This window comes from Pseudomonas sp. ICMP 460 (assembly GCF_002723595.1).
In the GTDB taxonomy this organism is placed as follows: domain Bacteria; phylum Pseudomonadota; class Gammaproteobacteria; order Pseudomonadales; family Pseudomonadaceae; genus Aquipseudomonas; species Aquipseudomonas kitaguniensis.
Genome location: NZ_LKBR01000015.1, coordinates 34,862 through 58,628, shown reverse-complemented (window position 1 = coordinate 58,628; position 23,767 = coordinate 34,862). Strand labels below are relative to the sequence as shown.

General features: G+C 58.1%; 19 protein-coding genes and 2 pseudogenes. 8 read left to right on the top strand and 13 right to left on the bottom strand.

Annotated features, from left to right (window positions below; genetic code table 11):
- Window positions 1–277: 277 nt before the first annotated feature.
- The 3 genes and pseudogenes from AO240_RS13010 to AO240_RS13000 form a co-directional block, all read right to left on the bottom strand.
- Window positions 278–900, bottom strand: a pseudogene (locus tag AO240_RS13010) (hypothetical protein).
- 5 nt (window positions 901–905) lie between these two features.
- Window positions 906–1,145, bottom strand: a pseudogene (locus tag AO240_RS13005) (hypothetical protein); the annotation flags it as partial.
- A 78-nt stretch (window positions 1,146–1,223) separates the two neighbouring features.
- On the bottom strand, window positions 1,224–1,454 hold the full coding sequence (locus AO240_RS13000; protein WP_143505369.1) for a hypothetical protein: 231 nt from the start codon (window positions 1,452–1,454) through the stop codon (window positions 1,224–1,226).
- Between the two features lie 22 nt (window positions 1,455–1,476).
- Between AO240_RS13000 and AO240_RS12990 the strand changes: the two genes are divergently transcribed.
- Window positions 1,477–2,223, top strand: coding sequence for a hypothetical protein (locus tag AO240_RS12990; protein WP_143505367.1), 747 nt, complete (start codon window positions 1,477–1,479; stop codon window positions 2,221–2,223).
- A 393-nt stretch (window positions 2,224–2,616) separates the two neighbouring features.
- Here AO240_RS12990 and AO240_RS28970 read toward each other — a convergent pair whose 3' ends face one another.
- Window positions 2,617–3,060, bottom strand: a complete 444-nt coding sequence (locus AO240_RS28970; protein WP_256585939.1) for a hypothetical protein — start codon at window positions 3,058–3,060, stop codon at window positions 2,617–2,619.
- Window positions 3,061–3,217: 157 nt separating this feature from the next.
- Here AO240_RS28970 and AO240_RS12980 point away from each other — a divergent pair, with 157 nt between their 5' ends.
- A complete protein-coding gene (locus AO240_RS12980; RefSeq protein WP_099236820.1) occupies window positions 3,218–3,781 on the top strand; it encodes a hypothetical protein in 564 nt (187 codons plus the stop codon).
- Between the two features lie 127 nt (window positions 3,782–3,908).
- On the opposite strand, the gene AO240_RS12975 is transcribed toward AO240_RS12980, so the two are convergent.
- Together AO240_RS12975 and AO240_RS12970 are read right to left on the bottom strand one after the other, a co-directional pair.
- Window positions 3,909–5,162, bottom strand: a complete 1,254-nt coding sequence (locus tag AO240_RS12975) for an MFS transporter (RefSeq protein ID WP_099236819.1) — start codon at window positions 5,160–5,162, stop codon at window positions 3,909–3,911.
- A 94-nt stretch (window positions 5,163–5,256) separates the two neighbouring features.
- Window positions 5,257–5,658, bottom strand: coding sequence for a TIGR03067 domain-containing protein (locus AO240_RS12970; protein WP_099236818.1), 402 nt, complete (start codon window positions 5,656–5,658; stop codon window positions 5,257–5,259).
- A 371-nt stretch (window positions 5,659–6,029) separates the two neighbouring features.
- On the opposite strand from AO240_RS12970, the gene AO240_RS12965 reads away from it, so the two are divergent.
- Window positions 6,030–7,373 carry a Wzz/FepE/Etk N-terminal domain-containing protein gene (locus tag AO240_RS12965; protein WP_099236817.1) on the top strand — a complete coding sequence of 448 codons (1,344 nt, stop codon included), beginning with the start codon at window positions 6,030–6,032 and terminating at the stop codon, window positions 7,371–7,373.
- Window positions 7,374–7,630: 257 nt separating this feature from the next.
- Window positions 7,631–8,530 carry a lipid A hydroxylase LpxO gene (lpxO, locus tag AO240_RS12960; RefSeq protein WP_099236816.1) on the top strand — a complete coding sequence of 300 codons (900 nt, stop codon included), beginning with the start codon at window positions 7,631–7,633 and terminating at the stop codon, window positions 8,528–8,530.
- 18 nt (window positions 8,531–8,548) lie between these two features.
- On the opposite strand, the gene ligD is transcribed toward lpxO, so the two are convergent.
- Both ligD and AO240_RS12950 read right to left on the bottom strand, forming a co-directional pair.
- Entirely contained in the window at window positions 8,549–11,038 is a 2,490-nt protein-coding gene (gene ligD, locus AO240_RS12955; protein WP_099236815.1) for a DNA ligase D, read from the bottom strand.
- Between the two features lie 24 nt (window positions 11,039–11,062).
- The gene (locus AO240_RS12950) at window positions 11,063–11,914 is read right to left on the bottom strand and encodes a Ku protein (RefSeq protein ID WP_099236814.1); all 852 of its coding nucleotides are present in this window, start codon (window positions 11,912–11,914) and stop codon (window positions 11,063–11,065) included.
- A gap of 184 nt (window positions 11,915–12,098) precedes the next feature.
- On the opposite strand from AO240_RS12950, the gene AO240_RS12945 reads away from it, so the two are divergent.
- Window positions 12,099–12,413 (top strand): hypothetical protein, encoded by a 315-nt coding sequence (locus AO240_RS12945; RefSeq protein ID WP_099236813.1) that lies wholly within the window; start codon window positions 12,099–12,101, stop codon window positions 12,411–12,413.
- Between the two features lie 12 nt (window positions 12,414–12,425).
- Window positions 12,426–13,583 carry a PQQ-dependent sugar dehydrogenase gene (locus AO240_RS12940; RefSeq protein WP_099236812.1) on the top strand — a complete coding sequence of 386 codons (1,158 nt, stop codon included), beginning with the start codon at window positions 12,426–12,428 and terminating at the stop codon, window positions 13,581–13,583.
- 107 nt (window positions 13,584–13,690) lie between these two features.
- On the opposite strand, the gene AO240_RS12935 is transcribed toward AO240_RS12940, so the two are convergent.
- The gene (locus tag AO240_RS12935; protein WP_099236811.1) at window positions 13,691–14,170 is read right to left on the bottom strand and encodes a nuclear transport factor 2 family protein; all 480 of its coding nucleotides are present in this window, start codon (window positions 14,168–14,170) and stop codon (window positions 13,691–13,693) included.
- A 51-nt stretch (window positions 14,171–14,221) separates the two neighbouring features.
- The gene (locus AO240_RS12930; protein WP_099236810.1) at window positions 14,222–14,785 is read right to left on the bottom strand and encodes a TetR/AcrR family transcriptional regulator; all 564 of its coding nucleotides are present in this window, start codon (window positions 14,783–14,785) and stop codon (window positions 14,222–14,224) included.
- Between the two features lie 124 nt (window positions 14,786–14,909).
- Between AO240_RS12930 and pssA the strand changes: the two genes are divergently transcribed.
- Together pssA and AO240_RS12920 are read left to right on the top strand one after the other, a co-directional pair.
- Entirely contained in the window at window positions 14,910–16,253 is a 1,344-nt protein-coding gene (gene pssA / locus AO240_RS12925; protein ID WP_099236809.1) for a CDP-diacylglycerol--serine O-phosphatidyltransferase, read from the top strand.
- A 173-nt stretch (window positions 16,254–16,426) separates the two neighbouring features.
- Window positions 16,427–20,263, top strand: coding sequence for a hypothetical protein (locus AO240_RS12920; protein ID WP_256585938.1), 3,837 nt, complete (start codon window positions 16,427–16,429; stop codon window positions 20,261–20,263).
- A 134-nt stretch (window positions 20,264–20,397) separates the two neighbouring features.
- Here AO240_RS12920 and efeO (AO240_RS12915) read toward each other — a convergent pair whose 3' ends face one another.
- From efeO (AO240_RS12915) to efeO (AO240_RS12905), 3 genes are read right to left on the bottom strand one after another with little or no spacing between them, the layout of a single operon-like run.
- Window positions 20,398–21,216 carry an iron uptake system protein EfeO gene (efeO, locus tag AO240_RS12915; protein ID WP_099236808.1) on the bottom strand — a complete coding sequence of 273 codons (819 nt, stop codon included), beginning with the start codon at window positions 21,214–21,216 and terminating at the stop codon, window positions 20,398–20,400.
- 24 nt (window positions 21,217–21,240) lie between these two features.
- On the bottom strand, window positions 21,241–22,545 hold the full coding sequence (gene efeB / locus AO240_RS12910) for an iron uptake transporter deferrochelatase/peroxidase subunit (protein ID WP_099236884.1): 1,305 nt from the start codon (window positions 22,543–22,545) through the stop codon (window positions 21,241–21,243).
- 14 nt (window positions 22,546–22,559) lie between these two features.
- Complete coding sequence (gene efeO, locus AO240_RS12905; RefSeq protein WP_099236807.1) at window positions 22,560–23,762, bottom strand: iron uptake system protein EfeO; 1,203 nt, start codon at window positions 23,760–23,762, stop codon at window positions 22,560–22,562.
- Window positions 23,763–23,767: the final 5 nt, after the last annotated feature.

Sequence of the window (23,767 nt, the reverse complement as noted above, 5' to 3'; positions counted from 1 at the left end):
GCCAATGGTGTCGATGTAGCTGAAGTGGTCCGGCCAGGCTTTGTTGATTTCTTCAGGCATGACTTCGTACTTGGCCGTTTTGATGGCCGGTTTATGCTTAAATGAGCGGATATGAAATGGATAGTTTTTCAGGGAGGAGCGCATATGTTTGCTGTCGGTGTGTCACTACTTGCAGTCGGCTTGGGGACATCTAACCCTGGCTTTTGGATACCCGGCATCGCCTTCATGGCTGTCGGGCTCGCCCAACGAGCCAAGCGCTGATCTTACTTAGCTTGCGCTACCGCCGCCGGAACTCAATGACCCAGTCCCACAGGTTTGCATCCCAGTTGCCGCCGACGGATTTCCAGAGCAGCTCAAACGATTTTCGAGGATCAGCGCTGTAGGTCTCGATCCCCGCGACGTGCTACCAATCACCAAACTCAGCATGACCAGTGTAAAGCCGCACGCCCTCGGCCTTGGCCTGATCCTCGGTGATGTCCTGCAACCGCTCGACGCGCACGTCGGTGATCTCCAGATAGGGCTGCCCCAGCGAGGCATGTGGATAGACGGGCGGCCTTTCAGGAGGGTGATCATCGAGATACCTGTTTGCCTAACAGCCCCGTCTGCTTGGTACTGGACGGGCTCGCCCTGGCTAAGATCTCGGGGTGCGATCGCATCAACATGTGCGTCCGCAGCCCAGGTCTCGCGCACCTACAGCTGGTCGCCAAGCTTGCCGCAGGGGCGGGCTATCGGATACTCATTACCTTGCCCGTTCATGAAGCTTTCGTCGAAGGTGTGCATCGGCTGCCACGAACCATCTTCCTGCTGGCGCAGCTCGAACTGGTGATCGGCACTGCGCATACTCGGCGTTATCGCACGGCGAGTTACCGTCTTCCGACCTTCCAGGATGGCGCGCACCATCGGCGCCGATCCGGCTCCCAATAAACGCAGTCCGGGTCGCCAGCTTCGAAATAGCGCTCAGAGACCGCTTCGTCGCTGTGATATTCGAGGCTCACCATTTTCACCTGCAAGCACTGTGCAGCGATTCAGGCATTGCACTTATCACCGTCGCCCTCGTCGAAGTCGGGCATATCTGGGTGAGCGAACGTGCCGTATTCATCGCGCACGACCGGGGCTGGCTGGATCAATTTGATTTCTTCAGGCATGACTTCGTCTTTGCCGCTATAGCGGCTGATTTTAAAGGGGGGGTACGTGTTTCGAGGCGAGAGTGCAGGCGTACTCTTTCAGGATTTGGCGTTGAGGCGAGTTACTTCGTCGAGGCAGGCATTCCAACCAGTTCCGCGAGTTGAGTGCCCCATACGGCCAAGCAGCACCACCGCTATCGGCGTGGGCTGCTCGGCGTAGAACTTCACCTGCTCGCCATCTTTGAGCGTGACAGTACTCGCAAAGATCGCATGAGAGCTGCCCGCCCGAGTCATCACGCCCTCAATGATTGCTTCCGGTTGGCGATCCACCGGCACGCCCTGGGATTGGCGGATGGCTCAACTTGCGATTTTGCGCAAGGTTCTGATTCAGGCATTTCCAGCAGGGCGCGCAGATCTTGTGCAACAAGTTCGCGTCCGTAGAACACTAGCTGCTTTGCTGCAAGCTCAACCAGCTCGCGCGGCACGCCGTCAATCATTTGGTTTGTGGTCATGTACGACACCCTGTATGTATAGTCGCGTTTTAGATTTGGGATGGGGTGAAATGGATTATTCGTGGATAGGAACTGTCGCCATACCCGGGATCTCGCTGATTGTTTCTGTGGCTACGGCGTACTACTTCTTGAGAGATAGGCGCCATACGCGGTATCAGATGGAAACCGCCTATGTTGAAAACTTGCTTGCTTGGCACAAGGAGGTTGTTTTCTGTCTGATGCGTTTGGAGAAGCTTCCAATTGATAGGCCCGACGTCCATGATGACCTTTGCGCTTTGTCAGCCCTTATCGAGCAAGGAAGATTCTTTTTTCCAAACATCGTTGAAGATAAATTTGGGGAAAGTAAGCCCTTGGCATATAGGGGTTACCGGAACATCGTTTTGCAGCTACTGGTAGATATTTACAGGCAATACAGTGCAGACGACCCAAGCCCGGTGATCAACGAGAAATATAGAAAGTCTTTTACCTCGGCTGTATTTTCATTAGTTGACCCTGTGTCTCGGATCAGCGAAATCAGTAAACTATCGGCTAAAAAACTGAGCTCTGGACAGTCCACGCGTGATTACATCAACGCAGAATGGCGATAGTCGTGCCTCAACCAACCGCTGTGTTGTCGTCTAATGGACGCCAAAACACTTTGTTTAGCGCCAGTTTAGCCATCCTGCGGCGGGCAGGAGGTCAGCGCGGCTAAGGCCGGGAATTTTATTTTGGACAAGTCGGTCATTTGCCCGCATAGGGTAGATGCGCTTCATGCGTCCACCTTGTCATGACCTAGACAGCCATCGCCGGCGAAATCGAGGCCTTCACACGGCGGACCAAAGGGAAGTACCTCTTTGCCTTGGGCCAGCGCTTCGAGCAGATGATCCGTCGCCTGCTCATCGGCTCGTCAATTTCACTCCTTTCACTTTCCGTGCGTTATCCGCGCCGGTATTGGCGCAATCCCAGTCCTTGGGCTTGCTAGCGAAGGGCTGGGATATTCTTTAGTGAGATTTTTTATCCCACGCCGTAACGAAGCCGTCCTCAACGGTTATCCGCAATGCATAGCGATTTGTACCTTTCCGGTGGTACTTCCAGATGTCGCGGTTCTTTGTCTTCAGAAATTTTCGATCTGTAGCAGCTGGGGGGCCAAGCGAGTCGGTCAACTGCTCGGCGGTTTGTCCAGCCCAAAACCTCCGGGCGAGGATATTTTGCACAATGCCTTCATCACCATACTTGCTGCGCAGGCGATTCAGACGAGCTCGTTTCTTGGCCTGGTTCATCAGTATCGCCAGGATCAAAAGCGCTACGATGACAGACGCTGGAATCTGCCAGCCAACCGATTTGTTTACTTTGTCGAAGAGATAGACTGGCACTCCGACGATGATGCCGATCAACAACAACCAGCCATAGAGCGCCTGCTCGGCCTTGGAAACTCTTTTAGCCATTTTCACCATTCCTGTGAGCAGTACTTGATATCGGAAAGCTACTACGGCTGGATCCAATCCCGCCACTGTCATTCCATCCACACTGGATGCCTAGACAGGTACGAGGTAGATTGGCTACTGTTCAAATCTCCTCCCCATCTGAATCGTAAGGATGCTCATGCGTAAAATGTTGATAGCTTTGTCGCTCACGATTCCTGCGCTCCTGTTGCCTGGTTGCTCAGCTGTGTCGACTTTCGACAAGTATGCAACCTTGCGCTTTTATGAGTTTAATCGAACGAACATCAAGTACAGTCACTTTGATGGTGAGTCAGGCATGCTGAGTTCTAATCCCAATTTTCGGAATAGAATGCTGCCCGCACGGATAGCCGATAACAATCAATGGATGGACTTCACTGATGACATGGGGCAAATTTTAAAGACGTTTGGAAATACCTTACATCGCGACACCTATCCAGCTGGGCTGGAGCCGATCACTGAGTTTGTGGCCTGGAGTCAGCTTCCGCCAATGCAGCGCATAACTCTGCGCGATGCTTTGAATGCCAAGCCTGAATTCACATCTATTAAAGCTCGACTTGTGCTTGAGAGCGGTACGGATGAGCCGCTGCTTGTTTTTACAGGCAGTTCGCTACCTTGGGAGACAGCCCCGCAGTATGCGGTCGACAAACTTAACGCAGTCAGAATGCTGGCTAATGCGCGAATTTGGTATGAGATTTTGAAGTAGCAGGCTTCCGAGAAAGTCGATGGCAGATCTGGCAGCCCAGCCCAGCCCAGCCCCGCGCTGGGCTTTTTGCGTATGGCGGGTTTGCATCGCTCGCCTGCTTTGAATCAAGTGCATTAGGTACCAACGGTTACTCGAAAGGGCCCCTTAGTGCAGTTGTATGGCGAGCGAGGGATGGTTTTGCCAGCGTCTCCGGCATGGCCAGCCATAACAGCGCCAAGGCCACGGCCGCGACCGCCGCCAGCGCGAGGAAAGCTGCGTTGTAGCCGGCCTGTTGCACCACGAACCCGGCCAGGCTGTTACTCAGTGCCGCGCCCAGGCCAAATACAGTGGACAGCGCGCCAAGGCTGACGTTGAAGCGGCCGGTGCCTTGGGTCAGGTCCTTGACGATGACCGGGAACAGCGCGCCGAAAATGCCTGCGCCCACGCCGTCAAGCATTTGCACGGCGACCAGCCAATAGGGGTCGTTGGACACGGTATACAGCACACCCCGCAACGGCAGAATCATGAAACCGGCCAGCAGCAGCGGCTTGCGCCCCCACACGTCGGCCTTGAGCCCCACCAGCCAGGCCATCGGCACCATCACCAATTGCGCGGCGACGATGCACGCCGAGGTCAGCGGCGTGGCCATGTGCAGGTTGATTTGCGATAACTTCTGGCTGACCAGCGGCAGCATCGCGGCATTGGCCAGGTGGAACAAGGCGCAGCAAATGGCGAACAACAACAGTGGGCGGTTACCCAACAACGCCTTCACGCCGGTCGGTTGCTCGTGATCGCTGCTGTGCGCCGGGTCGAAGCCGCGTGCAACTTCATGGTCAATCGCTTTGGCCGACACGCAACTGACCGCGACGATGCTTGCCAGCGCCATAAACGCCATCAAGTAAAACACCACCACCGGGCCGTACAGGTACGCCAGGCCACCGGCGAGCAACGCCGCGACGGCATTGCCCGCATGGTTGAAGGTTTCGTTGCGCCCGGTGCGGCGAGTGAAGGCACGCGGTCCGGTAATGCCCAAAGAGATTGCTGAAATAGCCGGCGCAAATACCGAAGCGGCGACGGCGCTGGCGGCTTGGGTCAACGCCACCCAACTGAAGGCGCTGACAAACGGCAGCATCAGGCAACTGGCGGTGACGAGGATGGCGGCCACCACCACCACCGCGCGCTTGCTGCGCGTACGGTCGATCAGCGCGCCCGCCGGGCCTTGGGTGACCAGCCCGGCAATGCCCGCCAGTGTCATGACCACACCGATGCTGGCGGGGTCCCAGTGGTGCACGGCCAGCAAGTAAATCGCCAGGTACGGGCCTAGCCCGTCGCGAACGTCTGCGAGGAAGAAATTCAGGCTGTCCAGAGGCACGTTATTACGCAGGTCGGGCTGAAGGGCCATGGCGAGGTCTTCGGGATGGGCATTCAGGGGCTGAATGCTTCGTGTATTAATGACCTGCACGCCTTGAAATTAGTTTCGGCTACGCCCCGTGCTTTTAATCGGCGAGCGGTTTTGCGCGGCGGCGTACGAAAGTGCGCATGGTTTGCCCAGGCCCGGTGCTGAATACCGCCGGTCGCGGCATGCCTTCATCTGCGGCAATAAACACGAAGTCATCGCCTTCGAGGCGATAGCTGGCGGGCAATGCCTTGCCGGCGTCTTCGCCCATGGCGTCCACCCAGGTAATACTTTTTGGCGCGGTGGTGCTGTCCAGAAAAAACCGGCCAGCCAGCAACACGTCGCCATTAACGGTCTTCACCTCGAACTGGTCGCCTGCAATGGTGGTGATTGCGCCGGGGGCAGTGTGCGCGTCGGCGGGGTTAAGCACGCCGCTGTCTTCCAGGGCTATTTGTTCCCACGTGCCTTGAAGCTGTTGATAGTCCGGGTCTGAAACGTGCATGCAAATTCCTTCTTGCTGAGGGCTTAAACGCTGGATGAGTGCAAAAGTGCCAAAGGTTAAACAGCTGGAATTGTATCGATAGCACGCTGGAACTGCGCCCTGAAGCCGAAATTTTTCCGGCTGCCAGCCATTTATCCTGCATCAGCATGCCTTCGGCAGCATGATCGCCCGCATGAAAGCTATTCTGTAGTGATTGACATGCAGTAGAAATAATCTCTAATGGCGTCGGACTTTTCCTGCAGTGAAATGGTCAGAGTGCCATTAGCCAGTTGTGATTAGGGCGTTGTTTCTGATTCTCAGGCCATTCGGGCTGAAAATTCGGGGTTCAGGGCGTAGCGGCTTTTTAATATCAGTTTTAAGGTGTTCTTATTTTGAATCGAACTTCTTCGCTCAATGTGCCTGCAGTGTCAGATGAAATTGACTTGGTTGAGGTAGCTGACTCGATTTGGCGGCAAAAAAAACTGGTGTTGGGTTGCACTATCCTGGTGGGAGTCTTGGGCGCGAGCTATGCGTTTTTGGCGCCCAAGGTGTATGAGGTCAGCAGTGTGTTACGGCCTGCGGCGATCAACGAACTGGATGCCTTGAACCGCTCGGAAGTCTACAAACTGCCGCCCGCAGACGCGCTGGCGAAAGTCGGCGCTCAGTTGGATTCCTACGGTGCGCGCCTGGATTTTTTCAAAAGCCACGAACAATTGTTCCAGGCTTTTCGCAAGCCCGGGCAAAGCCTCGAGCAGAGTTTTGAAGATTTCAACCGGAACGCGGTCAACGTGATCGCGCCGGACCCGAAGAAATCAGATTCGCTGTCCAGTTACATCCGTCTGGAGATGCAATACCCGTCGGACGTGGATGGCGTGGCCATCCTCAACGGGTTTGTCGACTACGCGATTGCGGCGGAACGTGAGCAGGTGGGGGCCGACCTCAAGGTCATCGTGAATAACCGCTTGAGCGAACTCAAAGGCAAGATCGACGCCGCTCGCGCCAATTACGAGACCGAAAAAGAATCCAAGATCGCCAAGCTGCTTGAGGCCGACAGGCTCAAACGTGCCCAGTTGCAAGATGAACTCAGCGCACTGCGCCTGCAGATGAAAATGGAGCGCGGCGATCGCCTGGCAGAGTTGGCCGAAGCGATCTCGATTGCCAAATCGATGGGTATCCGTACACCCACCACGCCGTCGGCGATGGGCGATGCCACGCGTTCAGGTTCCAATCAGGTGATGCGCACCGAGGTCAACAACCAGAAAATTCCGTTGTATTTCATGGGTACCGAAGCCCTGGAAGCCGAGCAAGCCGCGTTGCAAAAGCGCACCAGCGATGACTTCACCAGCACGCGTATCGCTGAAATTGGCAAGGAACTGCAACTGCTGCAGTCGAACCGTGAAGTTGAGGTTCTGCAAAAACGCGCCAACGAGGATATTTTCCTGCAGGACGTGCAACCGCTCCGCGCTGAAGTGGCGCGCTTGCGTTCGCTGAATATCGACATGACTAACTTGAAGCTGGTGGCCGTTGACCGCCGAGCTCAGGAACCGCTGTCGCCGATCAAGCCGAAAAAATCGCTGATCATCGCTATCAGCTTGATCGCAGGTCTGTTCCTGGGCGTGCTGATAGCGGTGTTGCGCTACTTCATCTTGAGCCATCGAAAGGCTGAATCTCATTCGCCATTAACCGACGGCCGCTTGCCTCGCTACGAGAGCAAGGATGATCAGCCGCTGCCGTAAACAGGGCGGGCAGTGGGCGGGTGCCAACACCTGCCCACGGGCAAATCTATCGGTTCCATAGACAGCTTTTCACAAATCTTAGCTAACCTTTGGTTACAAACTGTGGCTAAATAACTGCCAATGGCCATGAATCGGTTGTCGACAAACCGCTAATGCCGCGTATTTGTGAATTGTGAACTCAGGTGCTGCATCTTCAATCCTCGGCCGTTGTGGGCACGCAGGAGCAGCCTGTTTTCTACTGACATGTGACGAATCTCTTGAAACTCATCATTGTTTTTCTCTACGTTGCCTGCATTGCGTATGTACACCTGCGCGGCCGGGTGCGACACAAGTTGGGTCGCCAGCTTAGCGATCATTCGACGTTCCTGGCGCCGATCAACTGCTTCCTCTACCTGTTTTCCAGGCAGCCAAGCCGGCCCTATCTGGCACCCGGCGACTTTCCTGATTTGAGCCCGTTGCAGGAGCACTGGCAGGAGATCCGCGAGGAAGCCCAGAACCTGATGCGCGCCGGCGAGATCAAGCGTTCCGAGCAGTACAACGATGTGGGTTTCAACTCGTTCTTCAAGTCGGGCTGGAAGCGTTTTTACCTCAAGTGGTATGGCGACAGTCACCCGTCGGCGATGAAGCTGTGCCCGCGCACGACTGAACTGGTGCAGAGCATCGGTTCGATCAAGGCCGCCATGTTTGCCGAGCTGCCGCCGGGCTCCAAGCTGGTTCGCCACCGCGACCCGTACGCCGGCTCCTACCGCTATCACTTGGGTCTGGATACACCTAACGACCCCGGCTGCTACATCAACGTGGATGGCGAAAGCTATTACTGGCGCGATGGCGAGCCGGTGATGTTTGACGAGACCTACATTCACTACGCGGAAAACACCACGCAGCAGAACCGCATCATTTTGTTTTGCGATATCGAGCGGCCCATGAAGTACCGCTGGGCGGCGGCGTTCAACCGCTGGTTCAGCCGTAATGTGATGGCGTCGGCGGGTTCGCCGAATGATGCAGGCGACAAGACCGGCGGCTTGAATCGAGCGTTCACGCGCCTGTACAAGATTCGCCTGCGCGGCAAAGAACTGAAAAAGCGCAACCGCACGCGTTACTACCTGGAAAAGTGGGCGATTTTTGCGGGATTGGCGCTGATCTTTATCTATATCTAACGCAACGTTGGGCGCGAATCACGCCGGTGGTTTCGCGCCGAGCTTGTCCCACATCTTCTTGCTGATCTTTTGCCGGTTGGCATAACCGGCCCATGGGTCTTCTTTCAGGTGCGCCAACCGCTCATGCAGGTTGGCCACGGTCCATTGTTGGGCACCGCGCAAGCCCTTTAACTCCTCTCGACTCACCGGCACCGACACCGGCAGGCCTGGCCGCGCACGCACGGAGTAAGCCGCTACGGTGCTGGCGCCGCGCGCGTTACGCAGGTAGTCGATGAAGATCTTGCCGATGCGGTTTTTCGGGCCGGAAGTCGCGGTAAAGCGTTCGGGCAGTTGCTGCGTCATGAACTGAGCGATGGCCTTGGCGAAGGCCTTTACTGTGCCCCAGTCATCCCGGCGCGCGAGCGGCACGATCAGGTGCAAGCCTTTGCCGCCGCTGGTCTTGACGTACGCTGCCAGCCCCAGCTCATCAAGCACCGACAACGTCAGTTGCGCGGCCTCCAGCATGGTTTTCCACGGCAGCGCCGGGTCCGGGTCGAGGTCGAGCACAAACAGGTCAGGGGTTTCGATTTTGTCCGAGGTGGCGCCCCACGTGTGCAGTTCAATGGTGCCCATCTGCACGGCGCCGATCAGCGCGCCTGGCTGATCGATTTCCATCAGACGTGCATGGCCTGGGTCCAGCGCCGGGTCCAACTGCTTGATGTGCGGAATGGCCAGGTGCTCCGAGTGTTTTTGGAAGAATTGCTCGCCGTCAATGCCTTCGGGTGCGCGCAGCAGTGAGACCGGGCGATGGCGCAGGAAGGGCAATATCCACTCGCTGATATTCTGGTAAAACGCCGCCAACTGATGTTTTTGCGTTGCGCTTTGCGCGTCAATCACCCGCTCCGGGTGAGTGATGTTTACGCCGCCGCTGAGTTTTTTCGCGGGTGCTGCCGGTTTAACCGAGCTGGCCTTGCGTGGCTGTTCATGGATGATCTGCGCCACCGGTTTGTCGCTGCGCAGCGCAATGAACGAGGCGTGGCGTACCACACCCTCGCGGGTCCATTCGGCAAAATTCACCTCGCACGCCGTGCTCGGCTCAACCCAGTGCACGCCGCGCGCCTGGGGGCTGGTCAGCGGTTTTTGCAGCGGTGAAGTTTTGCGCTCCAACGGTTTGAGTTGCGCATAAACCGCCTGCAGTGCCGCTTGGTCGAAACCAGTGCCCACGCGCCCGGCGTACACCAGCCCCGTATCATCATTGACCGCCAGCAGCAGCGCGCCAAAGCCACTGCGCGAGCCTTGTGGCCGGGTGTAGCCGACAATCACGAACTCCTGGCGCACGCGACATTTGAGTTTGATCCAGTCGGTGCTGCGGCTCGACACATACGGGCTGCCCAGGCGTTTGCCGATCAGGCCTTCGAGTGCGAGGTCGCAAGCACTTTCGAAGATGTCGCGCTGGTTGGCGACAAACGCTTCTGAGAACCGCAGCAGCTTGCTGCGACTACTCGATAGCGCGGACTTGAGCGCCGCGCGGCGCGCCTCTACAGGGGCCTCACGCTGATCCTGGCCCTCCAGAAACGGCGCGTCGAACAAGTAATACACGATGTCCAGGCTGCGGCCGACCTCGAACGCGTTTTGCAGCGCCTGGAAATCCGGCAAGCCGTCGTCATTGAGGCTGACCACTTCACCGTCCAGCCAACTGTCGCCCAGCTTCAGCGCTTGCAAGGCCTTGACCTGACGCGGCAGGCGGTCGGTCCAGTCATGCCCGTTGCGCGTAAACAGGCGCACCTCGCCGTCGCGGATCCGCGCGAGCATGCGGTAGCCGTCGAATTTGATTTCGTAGTGCCAATCGCCGTCGGGGGCGCGGTCGACCAGGGTTGCCAGTTGCGGCGTGAATTGCTCGGGGAGGGCTTGGCGGGTTTTAGCCGCGGAGGCTTTGGGGCGTTTTGCACGCGCTTTGGGTGTGCCGACCGAGGCGTCGCTGAGCACACTTTTCGGCTGGTCCTTGAGGATGTCGTAGTCGGCCGCCGCACGCGCTTGCTGGTCTTTTTCCTTGATCAGCAACCATTGCTCCTTGTCGCCGCTGCCTTTAAGGCGCGTGCGCACCAGCGCCCAGTCGCCGGCGAGTTTTTCACCGACCAGGGTGAATTTGAGCTTGCCGGCGGCATACGCCTTGTGCGGATCGTCGTGCGGCTGCCAAACGCCACGGTCCCACACGATCACATCGCCTGCGCCATATTGGCCGGCTGGAATACTGCCCTCGAAATCGCCATAGCCCAGCGGATGATCTTCAACGTGTACCGCCAGGCGTTTTTGGCTCGGGTCCAGGCTTGGGCCTTTGGGCACGGCCCAGCTTAGGAGCACGCCATCGAGTTCCAGGCGAAAGTCATAGTGCAGGTTGCGCGCGTCGTGTTTTTGAATCACGAATGACAGCGCCGACGCCGCGCGTTTGCCTGTGGTTGCGCTGCCAGAGGGCTCGGCGGTGATCTGGAAATCACGTTTGCGCTGGTATTCGCTCAGGGGCTTTGCCATGTCGTTCTCCGGCGTAGGGCAGGCTTAAGAAGCCTTTTTAGCGGCCTTTTTTGCCGCTGGTTTTTTCGCCGTGGACTTGGCCGCAGGTTTACCCGCCAGGCTGCGCTTGAGCAACTCGGTCAGGTCGATGACATCGGCCGACTGGCGCGTTTCGCTGTCTTCCTGGTCTTCGACATTTTCGATCTTGCCGGCCTTGGCCTTCTTGGCCACCAGCGCCATGATCTTGTCCTGGAAGCTGTCGCGGTACTCGTCCGGCTGCCAGTCTGCGCTCATGTCTTCCACCAGGCGTTTGGCCATGTCCAACTCGCCTTTGGCCAAGCTCGGTTTGGTCACATCGGCGCTTAATTCCAGCTCGTCCAGGCTGCGCACTTCGGCGGGCCAGCGCAGCATTACCAGCACCAGCGCCGAATCCAGCGGCATGACCGCCGCCAGATGTTGCTTGGTGTGCAACACCACGTTAGCCAGCGCCACTTTGCCGGTTTTTTTCAGGGTTTCGCGCAATAAGGCGTAGACCTTGCCGCCGCGTTTGTCCGGGGCCAGGAAGTAGGGCGTGTCGATATTTTGCAAAGGGATCTGCTCGCCTGCGACAAACGCGATGATCTCAATGGTCTGCGTGGACTTGGGGTGCGCCGAGCGAATCTCGTCCTCGCTGAGCACCACATAGCGGCCTTTTTCGAAGGCCACGCCCTTGACGATATTCTCTTTGGTGACTTCCTTGCCGGTGGTCTTGTTGATGCGCTTGTAACCGACCGGGTCCATGCTGCGTTTGTCCAGCCAATCAAAATCAACGCCTTGTGACGACGTGGCGGAAACCAGTGATACCGGGATGTGAACCAAGCCAAAACTGATTGCGCCCTTCCAGATTGCCCGTGGCATGCTTGCGACTCCTTGCAAAAAGACTGTGTTCTGGTGACTAGCAGGCGCTGGCAAAAGTTTCGGCGGGCAGATGCGTGGACAAATCGTGTTACACCTGATGAGGAAGTATTTAGTGTCGAAAGCCGAACCCAAGGCGTAGCGTGTTATCGAAAGCACGTACCACTCGCTCAAGAGAGGCTTTGTTATGAACAGTTGTGTGCGTCACCTGGCCGTGCTGGCGTTGGGCTTGGCATTCACCTCGTTGGCCCAGGCGCAAACCCTGCCCGGCAGCTACGACTCCAATAACAGCCCTATTCATCGGGCCAACCCCAACAGCATGCAGGGCACCCAGCCCAATGCGCCGGCCACCCGCGGCATTCAGACCGGGCCGAGCAGCCCCGCACCCACGTTGCAAAACGGCGGTATCGGCAATAGCTATCCCAAGCGCGACGCCGCGCCCAGCCGTCCAAAAACCGAAACCAAAGCCCCCACTTACGATGCCAACGGCAATCGCCGGTAAGGACTCCGTCTAATGTTGCTACGCAAAACGCTTCTAGCCGCACTGTGTGCCACCTCGCTGCTGCCGGTCACGGCGGTTTTTGCAGCCGATGCCCAGCAGTTTCCGAGTGAGCAGGGCAGTGTCACCGCAACCCCAATTGCCAAAGGCCTGGACCACCCTTGGGCCGTGGCGTTTCTCCCGGACAAGCAAGGCTTTTTGGTGACCGAACGCCCCGGCCACCTGCGCTTTGTGAGCCCTGACGGCAAGCTTTCTGCGCCGTTAACGGGTGTGCCGCAGGTATGGGCCAAAGGGCAGGGCGGTTTGCTGGATGTGGTGCTGTCGCCGGACTTCAAGCAAGACCGCATGGTTTACCTGTCGTACGCCGAGGGCGGCGGTGAGGGCGGCAAGGCCGGCACCGCTGTTGGGCGTGGGCGTTTGGCCGATGATTTAAGCGGCTTGAAAGATTTTAAGGTGATCCTGCGCCAGGAGCCCAAGCTGTCCACCGGCAATCACTTCGGCTCGCGTTTGGCGTTTGACCGTGATGGTTATCTGTTTGTGACGCTGGGCGAGAATAACGACCGGCCGACCGCCCAGGACCTGGACAAGTTGCAAGGCAAGGTGGTGCGCATTTACCCGGACGGCCGTGTGCCGGATGACAATCCGTTTGTCGGTCAGGCGGGCGTGCGACCGGAAATCTGGTCGTATGGTCAGCGCAATCCGCAGGGGCTGGCGTTGAACCCCTGGAGTGGGACGATCTGGGAAAACGAACATGGGCCGCGTGGCGGTGATGAAATCAACATCATCGAGCGTGGCAAGAATTATGGTTGGCCGCTGGCGACGCACGGCATCAACTATTCCCTGACGCCGATTCCCGAGGCCAAGGGCAAGGAGGTTGAGGGCACCGTGCAGCCGCATCATGTCTGGGAAAAGTCACCGGGTATTTCGGGTATGGCGTTTTACGACGCTGACCGGTTCAAGCCGTGGCAGCACAATGTTTTTATCGGTGCGTTGGCGAGTCAGGAGCTGATTCGTTTGCAGTTTGATGGCGACAAGGTGGTGCATGAGGAACGCTTGCTGGGCGGTTTGAATGCGCGTATCCGAGACGTGCGGCAGGGGCCGGATGGGTATCTGTATGTGCTGACGGATGAGGATGATGGTGTGTTGTATCGGGTGGGCTTGAACCAGAACTAACGCCAGCGCCTTTGTGGGAGCGGGCTTGCTCGCGATGCCGTCAACTCGGTTTGGCTGATATACCGAGGTGCCTGCATCGCGAGCAAGCCCGCTCCCACAGGTGGGCCTTAAAGCCCGAGGTCCGACAACCCCGGATGATCATCCGGGCGCCGCCCCAGCGGCCAGTGAAACTTGCGCTCGCTGGCCTCGATCGGCAGATCGTTAATGCAGGCAAACCGCTTGGCCATCAGGCCGTTCTGGTCAAACTCCCAGTTTTCATTGCCGTAAGAGCGGAACCAGTTGCCGGAGTCGTCGTGCCATTCATAGGCATACCGCACGGCGATACGGTTTCCACCGAACGCCCACAACTCCTTGATCAGCCGATAGTCCAATTCCCTGGCCCATTTACGGGTCAGGAAGCCTTTGGCTTGTTCGCGGTTCTGCACAAACTCGGCGCGGTTACGCCACTGCGTGTCCAGGGTGTACGCCAACGACACCCGTTGCGGGTCTCGGGAGTTCCAGCCGTCTTCGGCGAGGCGGACTTTCTCAATCGCTGACTCGCGGGTAAACGGCGGCAACGGTGGGCGTGCTTCTGCGTCAGATGACATGGGGCAACTCCTGAAATAGTAAGGGTTATCGACGGTTGCAAAGGCCTGCGTTCACAGGCCGAACAATTTTCGCGCCATGCATTGCGCATTATCAGCCGCGCTGGAATCGCCCATGACCAGCGCGACGGTTATCGCGCCATCGATCAGTATCAGCAGTTGCGCGGCCTGCTGTTCGGGGGCGCAGCTGCCATGCGCTTTACACAGTTCGAGTGCGTACTCGAACAGTTTTTGTTTATGCGCCTTGGCCAGCAGACGCACCGGGTCTTGTGCATTGCCGGTTTCACCACTGGTGTTGATGAAGGCGCAACCGCGAAAGTCTGCTGAGTCGAACCAGGCTTTAAGCGCGCTGAACAGCGCCAGCAAGCGCTCGCCGCTGCCTTCGCGGCGTTGCACTTCCTCGCGCAGCCACTGCATCCAGCGTTCGTCGCGACGTTGCAGGGCGGCGAGCACCAACTCATCTTTGTTGGCGAAGTAATGGTAAATACTCTTGCGCGAGACACCGGCGGTTTTTACCAGTAACGCCATGCCGGTGGCGGCGATGCCGTGCCGATAGATCAACTTCTCGGTCACATCGAGAATAATGTCGCGGGTTTCATTGTGGGCTATGTCGTTCATGTTGCGAACACTAGAACGATCGTTCTTCATGGTCAATTTATTTTTTCCATGTTCCCCGGCGAGACCTGAGCAGCCCCATGGTGTAAGCTTTGGGCCTCTTCGGATTCGACCCATTGCGAGCCTTATGCCGTCGTTCTTCAAACGCTCCCTGTTGCCTAAACTGCGCGGTTTCCCAGTGTCTCCCGAGACACTGGAGGTGCTGTCCGGCGCCGCTGAGTTTCGTCGATGCCTGCTGGAAAAAATCCCCCACGCCACGCGGCGCATCTACATCGTCGCGCTGTACTTGCAGCACGATGAAGCCGGGCAGGAAATCTACGACGCGTTGCACGCCGCCAAGGCCGCGCGGCCCGAATTGGACGTGGTGGTGGTGGTCGACTCGTTGCGCGCCCAGCGCGGCTTGATCGGCGCCGGCAAGCAGCCGGGCAACAGCGCCTGGTATCAGGCCATGACCCAGGCGCACGCCAGTGAAGTACCGGTGTACGGCGTTCCGGTGCAGACCCGCGAGTTGTTCGGCGTGCTGCACCTGAAGGGTTTTGTGATCGACGACAGTGTGCTGTACAGCGGCGCCAGTTTGAACAACGTGTACTTGCACAAGTTCGACAAATACCGCTATGACCGCTACCACCTGATCCACAGCGCGCCGCTGGCGGATTCGATGCAGCACCTGTTGGAACACGGCCTGTTGGCCTCCAGGGCAGTGCATCGCCTGGACTTGCCCAACCCGCCCACCACCCGCAGTTTGCGCAACGACATTGGCGACCTGCGCAGCCGCCTCAAGCACGCGACCTACGACACCACCAAGGGCCTCTTGCCCAATGGCCACATGTCGGTGAGCCCGTTGCTCGGTGTCGGCAAAAACAACCCGCTGAACCGGGTAATCCTCGAACTGATCGCAAGTGCCCAGCACCAGTTGACCCTCTGCACGCCGTACTTCAATTTGCCGCTGCCGGTGACCCGCGAGATCAACCGCGCCCTGGCGCGCGGGGTGAAGATCGACATCATCGTCGGTGACAAAACCGCCAACGATTTCTACATTCCGCCCAGCGAGCCGTTCAAGGTCATCGCAGCGTTGCCTTACCTGTATGAAATCAGCCTGCGGCGTTTCGCCAAGCGTCATCAGCCGATGATCGACAGCGGCCAGTTGAACCTGCACCTGTGGCGCGACGGCGATAACACCTACCACCTCAAAGGCCTGTGGGTTGACCAGCGTTACACCTTGCTTACCGGCAACAACCTCAACCCCCGGGCGTTCCGCCTCGATCTGGAAAATGCCCTGCTGATCGACGACCCACAAGGCGAGTGGCTGGCACCACGGCGTGCCGAACTGGCGAATATTTTCCAGCACGCCACGCGCATCGCGGGTTACCAGCAGTTGCAGACGCTGGTGGATTACCCGCAAGCGGTCGGCAAGTTCCTGCGACGGGTCAGCCGGGTGCGCATTGAACGGTTGCTTTACCGCATTTTGTAAGCCATAGCGCTTGGCACGGTAAATGGAAGCAGGCCTGGCAGTATTAGCGTCAGGCTGTTTTCCTGGGTGCAGTGCGAGTTTGCCTATGCTGTGCCGGCTTGTTTTTTCATACGCTTTCTATCGACTGTTCTTATGGACAAGGACTCTGATCCCTTCGATAGAGACCCGTAGAAATGTCGGCAATCCAAACAAAAAATACCTTAACGATTTTTAGCCAGGCATCAACTCCACAGAACCCTGCACCGCTCTTGCCACCCGCCGATAACCCCGTGGCGCCCCCGCACCCGGCTGTAGCGTTCAGCCCTTCTCATAATCAATCCTTCAGTGCAACGTCATCACTGCGTCAATTGAGCCTGGAGCAACCGGCAGGTCGAGCCAGGCGCGATACTGCCGATCAACCAGCGGCGGCGCCCGTCAATAAAAGTAACCTTAAGGGCAGTTACCCTGCCACGGTTGACGCCAAGATGGCGGACATTCGGTTGCAGAAAATCCTGGTTCAGTGGTTGAAAACTGGCGAAGCGAATAAAAAAGACATTCCAAAAAAAGCCTCTATCACACCCTTCATCGAGATGTACTACCACGCTATCAATGAGCCAGCCGTACAGGCATGGTTCAAAACCCAACACCTGAAGCCCCAGACGGTGCGGGTATTCAGCGATTACGTGGTGGGCGTGGTAGTGCGCGATGGTAAAGAAACCTTTCAACGTTTTTCCATTACGGATGGATCGGGCTGGGGGCAAGTCAGCAAAAGCATCGGCTATGTGCAAAAAGTGCTCTCGCCCAATGACCTGGGCCTGCCCGGCAACCCAGGCCCGAGTCCGAATTACAGTGCAATCAGCCCTGATGTGTTCCTCGGCTTTTACGGAGTAAAGCCGCCCCTGAATGAAAAGTCTGCGCCGCAACTGGGCAAAAAACTCTCGCAGAGCGGGTGGCCCGAGGTCGCACAAACGCAACGCGCTGAGTGGGCGGGGCAGTTTAAACAGCTGTCCCAACACCGCGAGGACAGTGCCATACGCACGCGGCTGGTAGAGCAATTTCGATCTCAATTCGAAGGCGAACCCGACACTAACCTGTTGAACCTGGAAACGCAGGTCGTGGTTGCTGGGCCTGGCTCTGCTCTGGACCGGCGCAGTAAACAGCCGCGTAAACGGTTCCTTGAGTTCCTTGTGTCACCGACATTTCAAGCCTTTCTCAAGAAGGCCGGGTTTGATCTTCCCGGCAGTGAGGTGAAGATGAGTGAGTTCAGGCTATCTGCGGGCGACCTGCAGATGCGTAATCTCGCAGGTGATTGGGTCTCGTTGCAGCAGGCGTTCGACGCTGAGGTCGAGCAGACGTCAAGGGTTGACGACGCAGATGGGCTTAGCGCTCGCAAGATGAATACGGATTTCGACCAGTTAGTAACCATGAGCGAGAAAACCGGCAACGCTTTGTACTCCACGCGCAGCTATGACGCTCGCCAGGCCTTTGCGCTGTATGCCCTCGACACTCCGCACACCGTTGGCCAGTTACGCGGTGCGCTGGGATGGCTTGGCATTCAACTGGCGGATGCCCCGTTGGCAGGCGACTATGCGGGCATGACGCCTTATTCGCCGGCGCATGGCACGTTACCTGCCGAGGCAGGTAGCCTCTTGAAAAAGGCATCGACGCAGGTCATGGCGTTGTTAAAGGACTTTTCCGTCAGCACCCACGGCTTCCAGAATTATCCCGACCCGGACAATCAGCTCGCAGCTTTTTTTGATTCTGCGCAGGCCATCGCCGTGGCCGAAGGCATTGCCAAGTCCCTCAAGCACTATGCCGTGTCCGATGGGCAAGCGCTTTCAAGGGCCGACCGCCATCAACTATTGGCCACGGCCATGAAATCCAGTGTGGATATGCCTATGCCCGGCATGACGGGCACTGTGGCCGGGTATGAGCTCTATCAACCGGGCAATATGGGCCGCACGCTTAAAGAAGTCCGTGATGAGGTGGAGAAGCATCTCCAAAGCAAAGGGGTTGACCCGAAGCACGCATCACTGATGGCCCACCTGTTTTTGGCCCAGTCGGCACCGGAGATGTTGGTCAAGAAAGACCCAACGGTACCTGCCGATACCGCCCGGATTCTCAACCGGGACCCGGAAAACATCAAGGTCGGGTCGACAGGCTGGATGAACCTTCGCCTGGGGAGTGCAATCGCGGGCGACTCACGTATGAACCTTACGCAAGCAATGGCGCTGGCACGCCAGGACGGCGGGGGGCCAAAACAAGAAGCGCTGATCAAAGAGCTGAGCACCCAGGCGCTGCTGGACTGGGCGGTAATGGCGGGCATTTTTCCCGCGACTTCAGACGGTAAATACTCGGCGGGCGATTACGCGGCGGCGGCAAAGGCCTTTACCACGCGCGAAAACCAAACGAGTGAGGCATTCGGTACCTTATCGAGCGAGTCGCCTACCCAAAGGAGCGTGTTGCTGCAGCAACTGGCCAAGTTGTTCCCAGAGATGAGCGAGCAGGACATTAGTCAAATAACGCTGAAAAAGTACCCCGATTTTTCAGCAAACGCGGCTAACTCCAGATCTCTTGTGGATTACCCTAATTCGACGCCGTTTATTTACCGGAGGCCGACGTCGTTGGTCGATATAGTCCTGAAGAATCTGGTGGAGGGTAATCCGCCATTTGGTGAAGACGAGAGCTGGGTGACTGATGAGTTTATTCATCCGAATATTTCCCTTGCTGCTTTCAGGGAACGTCTCGATCAACTGCCTGACCTTAAACCTTTAGTGGTGCCTGCTGTTGATAAATTCATCACCGATACCCGCGCGGCCCAAGCCACGGCATTGAAGCTGATGATCGCCGATTTACCATTGAACGAGCGCAAGGCGCTGGAGGTGGGCAAGATCACGTTCTACAGCCTGCGCAAAACCACCGGGGACACTCTGCAGGTCGATCTGGGGCAAAACTCGAACGTTGAAAAAAGCAAGGGCACGCATGGCCTCTTGTTGCGTTATGAAACCGACGCAGTTTGGCCAAAGTTCGGTTACTACGAGGTTTTTCCGGGTTCAATGAAAATGGTCAAGCGAACCGATTTGCCCGTTGAGTTGCAGCTCGACGGGAAGGTGGAAAACCGAATAGTAAGCGCTGGACCTCATCATTACCTTGGCCCTGTAATCCGCAATGGCAGGCTGCAAGGGTTTGATTTTGATGCCTATAGCACAGGCTCTGCGCCACGTTCTGGCGCGCAATCGACGGTGATTATCGAGCGTCTCGGCGCCGAGTTGCCAGAGACACCAACGCCTGACAACAAGGCCCTGCTACCCAACTCATTTTTTTCTGGCAAGACGTCGAAGATCGTAGACAGGTTGTTGGCCCACAGCTTTGATGACAACCGTGAAGCGCGGATAGCGCATGCCAACGAACCGACAGCGTTACAAGGGCGTACCTTTGCCAACCCATTCACGGCTGAAAATGCCCGCAAGGTCATAAGCCTGATCCCTTTTGTGGGTGCCATTGCCGATTTGGTGGAGGGTAAAATCGAGGCTGGGGTGAAAGGCTTGCTGATCGACCTTGCGTCTTTCCTGGCTACCGGTGGGCTGGCCGGGGCAAAGCTTTTTGGCAAGGGTTTAAAAATGTTGATTCCTTTCAGCGGCAAGCCATTCAGCATGGCCGGGCTGAAAGGCGGCGCGTCATTTATTCGCGGTGTGTTCAACCCCTTGGAAAACGTCCCTGCGCTTATCCGTGCGGGGCCGAACGGCGTGCGTGTGTGGAAGAGGCTCGGCGACGTAATCCCGGTTAATATCGCCTACGATGTGTACCTGCCAGTCAAAGCTTTCGAGCAGTTGCGATGGTCTTTGGGGGCGTGGGATACGGTGCAGGGTACCCATCAACCCGACAGCCAGTGGCCGGGCGCCAGGAAAGGCTTGAGTGCAAACCAGGAGGTTATTGCGGTTCAGAAAAACGGCTCGTGGTACGCCATCAACCCCGTCAGTCATAGGCCGGAAGGGGTACCCCTGGAGCAGTTCACCCCCGAATCGAGTTGACGCTTGATCCACACGGCAAATCGCTAAACTTGCGAGGGGCGCAACCGATGCCGATTGATCGGTTGCGCTGTCGGGCAGTGTCAGTCATAGCGCTGCGCACACTGACGTCTCTGATGGCCTGGGCTGACTTAGACTTAGTTCAAACCCAACTTGCCGCGCAGGGTCGACAGGTCTTCAGCCAAGGTGTTGACCGGGCCCACCAGGGCTTTACGGTCGTTTTCCTTGACCTTGTCGTAGGTCTCAAACCCGCCATCCCTGGTTTTGTACTTGGCCAACACCTTGTCGACGCTGGCGAAGTTCTTGTCGACCTTGGCCAGGAAGGCTTTGTCTTGTTTCTCGATCTGGCCGCGGAACAGGTCGACGATTTTTTTCGCGCCGTCAATGTTGCCCTGGAAGTCGTACAGGTCGGTGTGGCTGTAGCGGTCTTCTTCACCGGAGATCTTGGTCGCAGCGACTTCTTCCAGCAGCGCAGCGGCGCCGCCCACGACCTTTTCGGGTGGGAAGGTCAGGCCGTCGACACGGGTTTTAAGGTCGTTGACGTCGGTGTTGAGCTTGGCGGTCAGGGTTTCCAGGCCTTTGGTGGTGTTCTGCGAGAACAGCGTGTATTCGATGCGGTGGAAGCCGGTGAAGTCTTCAGCGGTTACGCCTTTTTCGTGGTCATCAACGCGCGAATCGATTGAGGCGTCGAGGTCACTGAACAGCTCGGCGATCGGCTCGATGGACTCGTAGTGAACGCGGGTTGGCGCGTAAAGCTTCTTGGCGGTGGCCAGGTCGCCCTGGTTGATGGCGTCGGTGAACGCCTTGGTCTGCGTGACCAGTTCAGCGATTTCTTCGGTGACGTAAATCTTGTAATCCGACACCGGGCCTACCAGGTCCAGCGGCGCGGTGGCGGCGAACGCTGCCAGCGGCGAAAGGGTCATTAACAACGACAACGCGATAGTCGACTTCTTCATGGGAGGTGTGCGCTCTGGTGTGTTTTAAGTATTGGCAGTGGTTTGCGGGTGCGTTGCAGCGAGCAACGTGCGCCCAATGAAATCCTTGGGCCCGGTGACGCCTGGCAAGGTGAAGAAGTACCCGCCGCCGACCGGCTTGAGGTATTCCTCCAGCGGCTCGCCGTTGAGCCGGGTTTGCACGCTGATAAAGCCTTTCTCCAGGTCAGCCTGGTAGCAGATGAACAGCAGCCCCATGTCCAGCTGACCGTTTTTATTGACGCCGTTGGAGTAGTTGAACGGCCGACGCAGAATCAGGTTGGCCTGTGTTTGCGCGGTGCGCGGGTTGGCCAGGCGGATGTGCGCATCGAGCTTGGTCAACTTGCCGTGCGGGTCTTTGCTGTAGTCCGGCACTTGCGATTCTTGCTGGCCGTCCATCGGCGCGCCCGTGGTTTTGACGCGGCCGATGATGCTTTCCTGCTCTTGCAGCGGCGTGCGGTCCCAGCGCTCGACGAAGTTGCGGATGATGCGCACCGCCTGGTAGCTGCCATTGGCGGCCCAGGCCGGTTCGTCACTGGCCGGTTGCACCCAGACAATCTGGTCCATGCTCTTGTCGTCGTTGGAGTCCGGGTTGGCCGAACCGTCACGAAAGCCCAGGAAGTTACGCGCGCTCTGCGCAGGTTCGCCAGGTTTGGCCGGGGCTTGAGGCGGCACGCTGCCTTCCTGTTTCCAGCGCACCAGCAACAGGTCGGGCAGGTTTTTCACGATGTCGCGCAGGGCGTGGATATTGGTGTCGGTGGTGTTCGAGCAAAATTGCAGGCTCAGGTCGCCGTGGCACTGCGCCGGTTCCAGCGCATCGTTGGGAAACCCCACCATGCGCGTCAGGCGCTTGGGTTTGACTGCAGTCAGGCCGAAGCGCTCATCAAACAGCGACTCGCCGACCGAGACGGTAATGGTCAGGTTATCCGGCGTGACCACCGGGCCTAGAATGCCCGAGTCGGTGGGCGGCAGCTTCGGGTCGACCTGCGGCACGGTGCCGCCGGTCATCAGGAAGCTGATGCGCTCGTTCAAGGTGCGGAACAACCGTTCGAGGTCTTCACGGTCGCTGGCCAATACGTCGAACGCCACCAGCATGCCGCAGGCCGGGCGCGGCGTGACGATGCCGGTTTGGTGCTTGCCGAAAAAGTCGTGGTGGTCCTGCGTCTTGTCACTGCGCGGCGCAGTGGTGACCTGCTCGGCAGCGGCGGCCAGCGCCGGGCAGCTCAGGCTGCTACCGGCAATAGCCGCGCCGGTGGCCGCCATGCCCAGCAAGACACGGCGACGTTGTGCGGAAAATTGTTCTGAATCACTCATGTGTGCGGTCGTCTTCACTGCAGGCCGGAAAGGCCAAGGGCGGGGTCGATTCCATCGAGTGCAACGGCCAGAGCCTTGGCCTTGTCGGCGATCTGCTTGCGCTGATCGGCGGTCACGCTGTCGTAGCGGCGGTAGTGGCCGTCGACTTTCAAGCTGTTCAGTTGTGCATCGAACGCCTCAAGCGCGCTGTCGACGTTGCTCAACACGTTAGCCGCCGACTTGCTCAGCAACGGCCGCATCAGCTCGACCACCTTGTGCGCGGCTTGCAGGTTGGCGGCAAAGCCGTTGAGGTCGATGTGGCTGTAGCGTTCTTCTTCACCGCTGGCCGCGCGCACATCCGCCAGGCTGTTGAGGTTGCGCACCACAATGCTCACCAGTTGTTCCGGTGGCAGCGACTGGGCGAGCAGTTGTTGCTTGAGGCGCGTGACGTCGCTGACCAGGGCTTGGGCAATTGGCGCCAGCCCGTCCAGGCTGCGCTGTTGGAACAGGCTGTATTCCAGGCGATGGAAGCCAGTGAAGGCCGGGTCTTGCTCGCGTTTTTCAAAGTAGTCGGCGCGCGCGTTGATCGCGTTGTCCAACTCGGCCAAGCGTTGCGACGCTGGCGCCAGGCGCTGGTAGGCCTCACGCGCTGGCACATACAGCGCCTGCGCCTGGGCCAAATCACCGGCCTCGACGGCTTGCGCCAGGGCGGTGACGGCGGTGATCAGTGCACTGCCTTGGCCGCTCAGGTACACGCGGAACTCCGACAGCGGGCCGATAAACGCCACCATCGACGGCTTGGCCTTGGCCTTGGCGTCGGACTCCGCCGTCGGCGTCACGTGCAAGGTGCCACGCGGGTTGCTCAGCAAGCCGCAGGTGATCGCGTAGTCGCCGGGCAGCAAGTTGGCATTGATCACTTGGCTCAAGCCCGGCGCGATATTTTCGCGTTCTTCGATCACCAGCACGCCGTCGAGAATTTCCCACTCCACCGCCCGTTCGGAGCGGTTGATGATACGAAAGCTTGCGCGCCCGGCGGGCACGGTGAGTGCGTTGGGTTCACAGGCGTGACCGTGAATGGTCACGGTGATTTCATCGTGGTGGGTCTGGCGTTTGGCGGCGGCCAATTGCGAGGCGTAATAAAATAGACCACCGGCGGCGATCATAACGACCACCGAGCCCGCCACCGCCCAGCGCAGGGCGCGGGACGGCGGAGCCGGTTGAGGGGTTTGGCTGGACAAATGAC

Excerpts from the sequence above, each read along its gene's own strand:
- efeO (WP_099236808.1), bottom strand. The coding sequence starts at position 21,216 with ATGAAGAAGTCGACTATCGCGTTGTCGTTGTTAATGACCCTTTCGCCG.
- AO240_RS12990 (WP_143505367.1), top strand. The coding sequence starts at position 1,477 with ATGGCTCAACTTGCGATTTTGCGCAAGGTTCTGATTCAGGCATTTCCA.
- AO240_RS12940 (WP_099236812.1), top strand. The coding sequence starts at position 12,426 with ATGTTGCTACGCAAAACGCTTCTAGCCGCACTGTGTGCCACCTCGCTG.
- AO240_RS12950 (WP_099236814.1), bottom strand. The coding sequence starts at position 11,914 with ATGCCACGGGCAATCTGGAAGGGCGCAATCAGTTTTGGCTTGGTTCAC.
- ligD (WP_099236815.1), bottom strand. The coding sequence starts at position 11,038 with ATGGCAAAGCCCCTGAGCGAATACCAGCGCAAACGTGATTTCCAGATC.
- AO240_RS12980 (WP_099236820.1), top strand. The coding sequence starts at position 3,218 with ATGCGTAAAATGTTGATAGCTTTGTCGCTCACGATTCCTGCGCTCCTG.
- AO240_RS12935 (WP_099236811.1), bottom strand. The coding sequence starts at position 14,170 with ATGTCATCTGACGCAGAAGCACGCCCACCGTTGCCGCCGTTTACCCGC.
- AO240_RS28970 (WP_256585939.1), bottom strand. The coding sequence starts at position 3,060 with ATGGCTAAAAGAGTTTCCAAGGCCGAGCAGGCGCTCTATGGCTGGTTG.
- AO240_RS12970 (WP_099236818.1), bottom strand. The coding sequence starts at position 5,658 with ATGCACGTTTCAGACCCGGACTATCAACAGCTTCAAGGCACGTGGGAA.
- AO240_RS12945 (WP_099236813.1), top strand. The coding sequence starts at position 12,099 with ATGAACAGTTGTGTGCGTCACCTGGCCGTGCTGGCGTTGGGCTTGGCA.
- pssA (WP_099236809.1), top strand. The coding sequence starts at position 14,910 with ATGCCGTCGTTCTTCAAACGCTCCCTGTTGCCTAAACTGCGCGGTTTC.
- efeB (WP_099236884.1), bottom strand. The coding sequence starts at position 22,545 with ATGAGTGATTCAGAACAATTTTCCGCACAACGTCGCCGTGTCTTGCTG.
- AO240_RS12930 (WP_099236810.1), bottom strand. The coding sequence starts at position 14,785 with ATGAACGACATAGCCCACAATGAAACCCGCGACATTATTCTCGATGTG.
- AO240_RS12975 (WP_099236819.1), bottom strand. The coding sequence starts at position 5,162 with ATGGCCCTTCAGCCCGACCTGCGTAATAACGTGCCTCTGGACAGCCTG.
- AO240_RS12920 (WP_256585938.1), top strand. The coding sequence starts at position 16,427 with ATGTCGGCAATCCAAACAAAAAATACCTTAACGATTTTTAGCCAGGCA.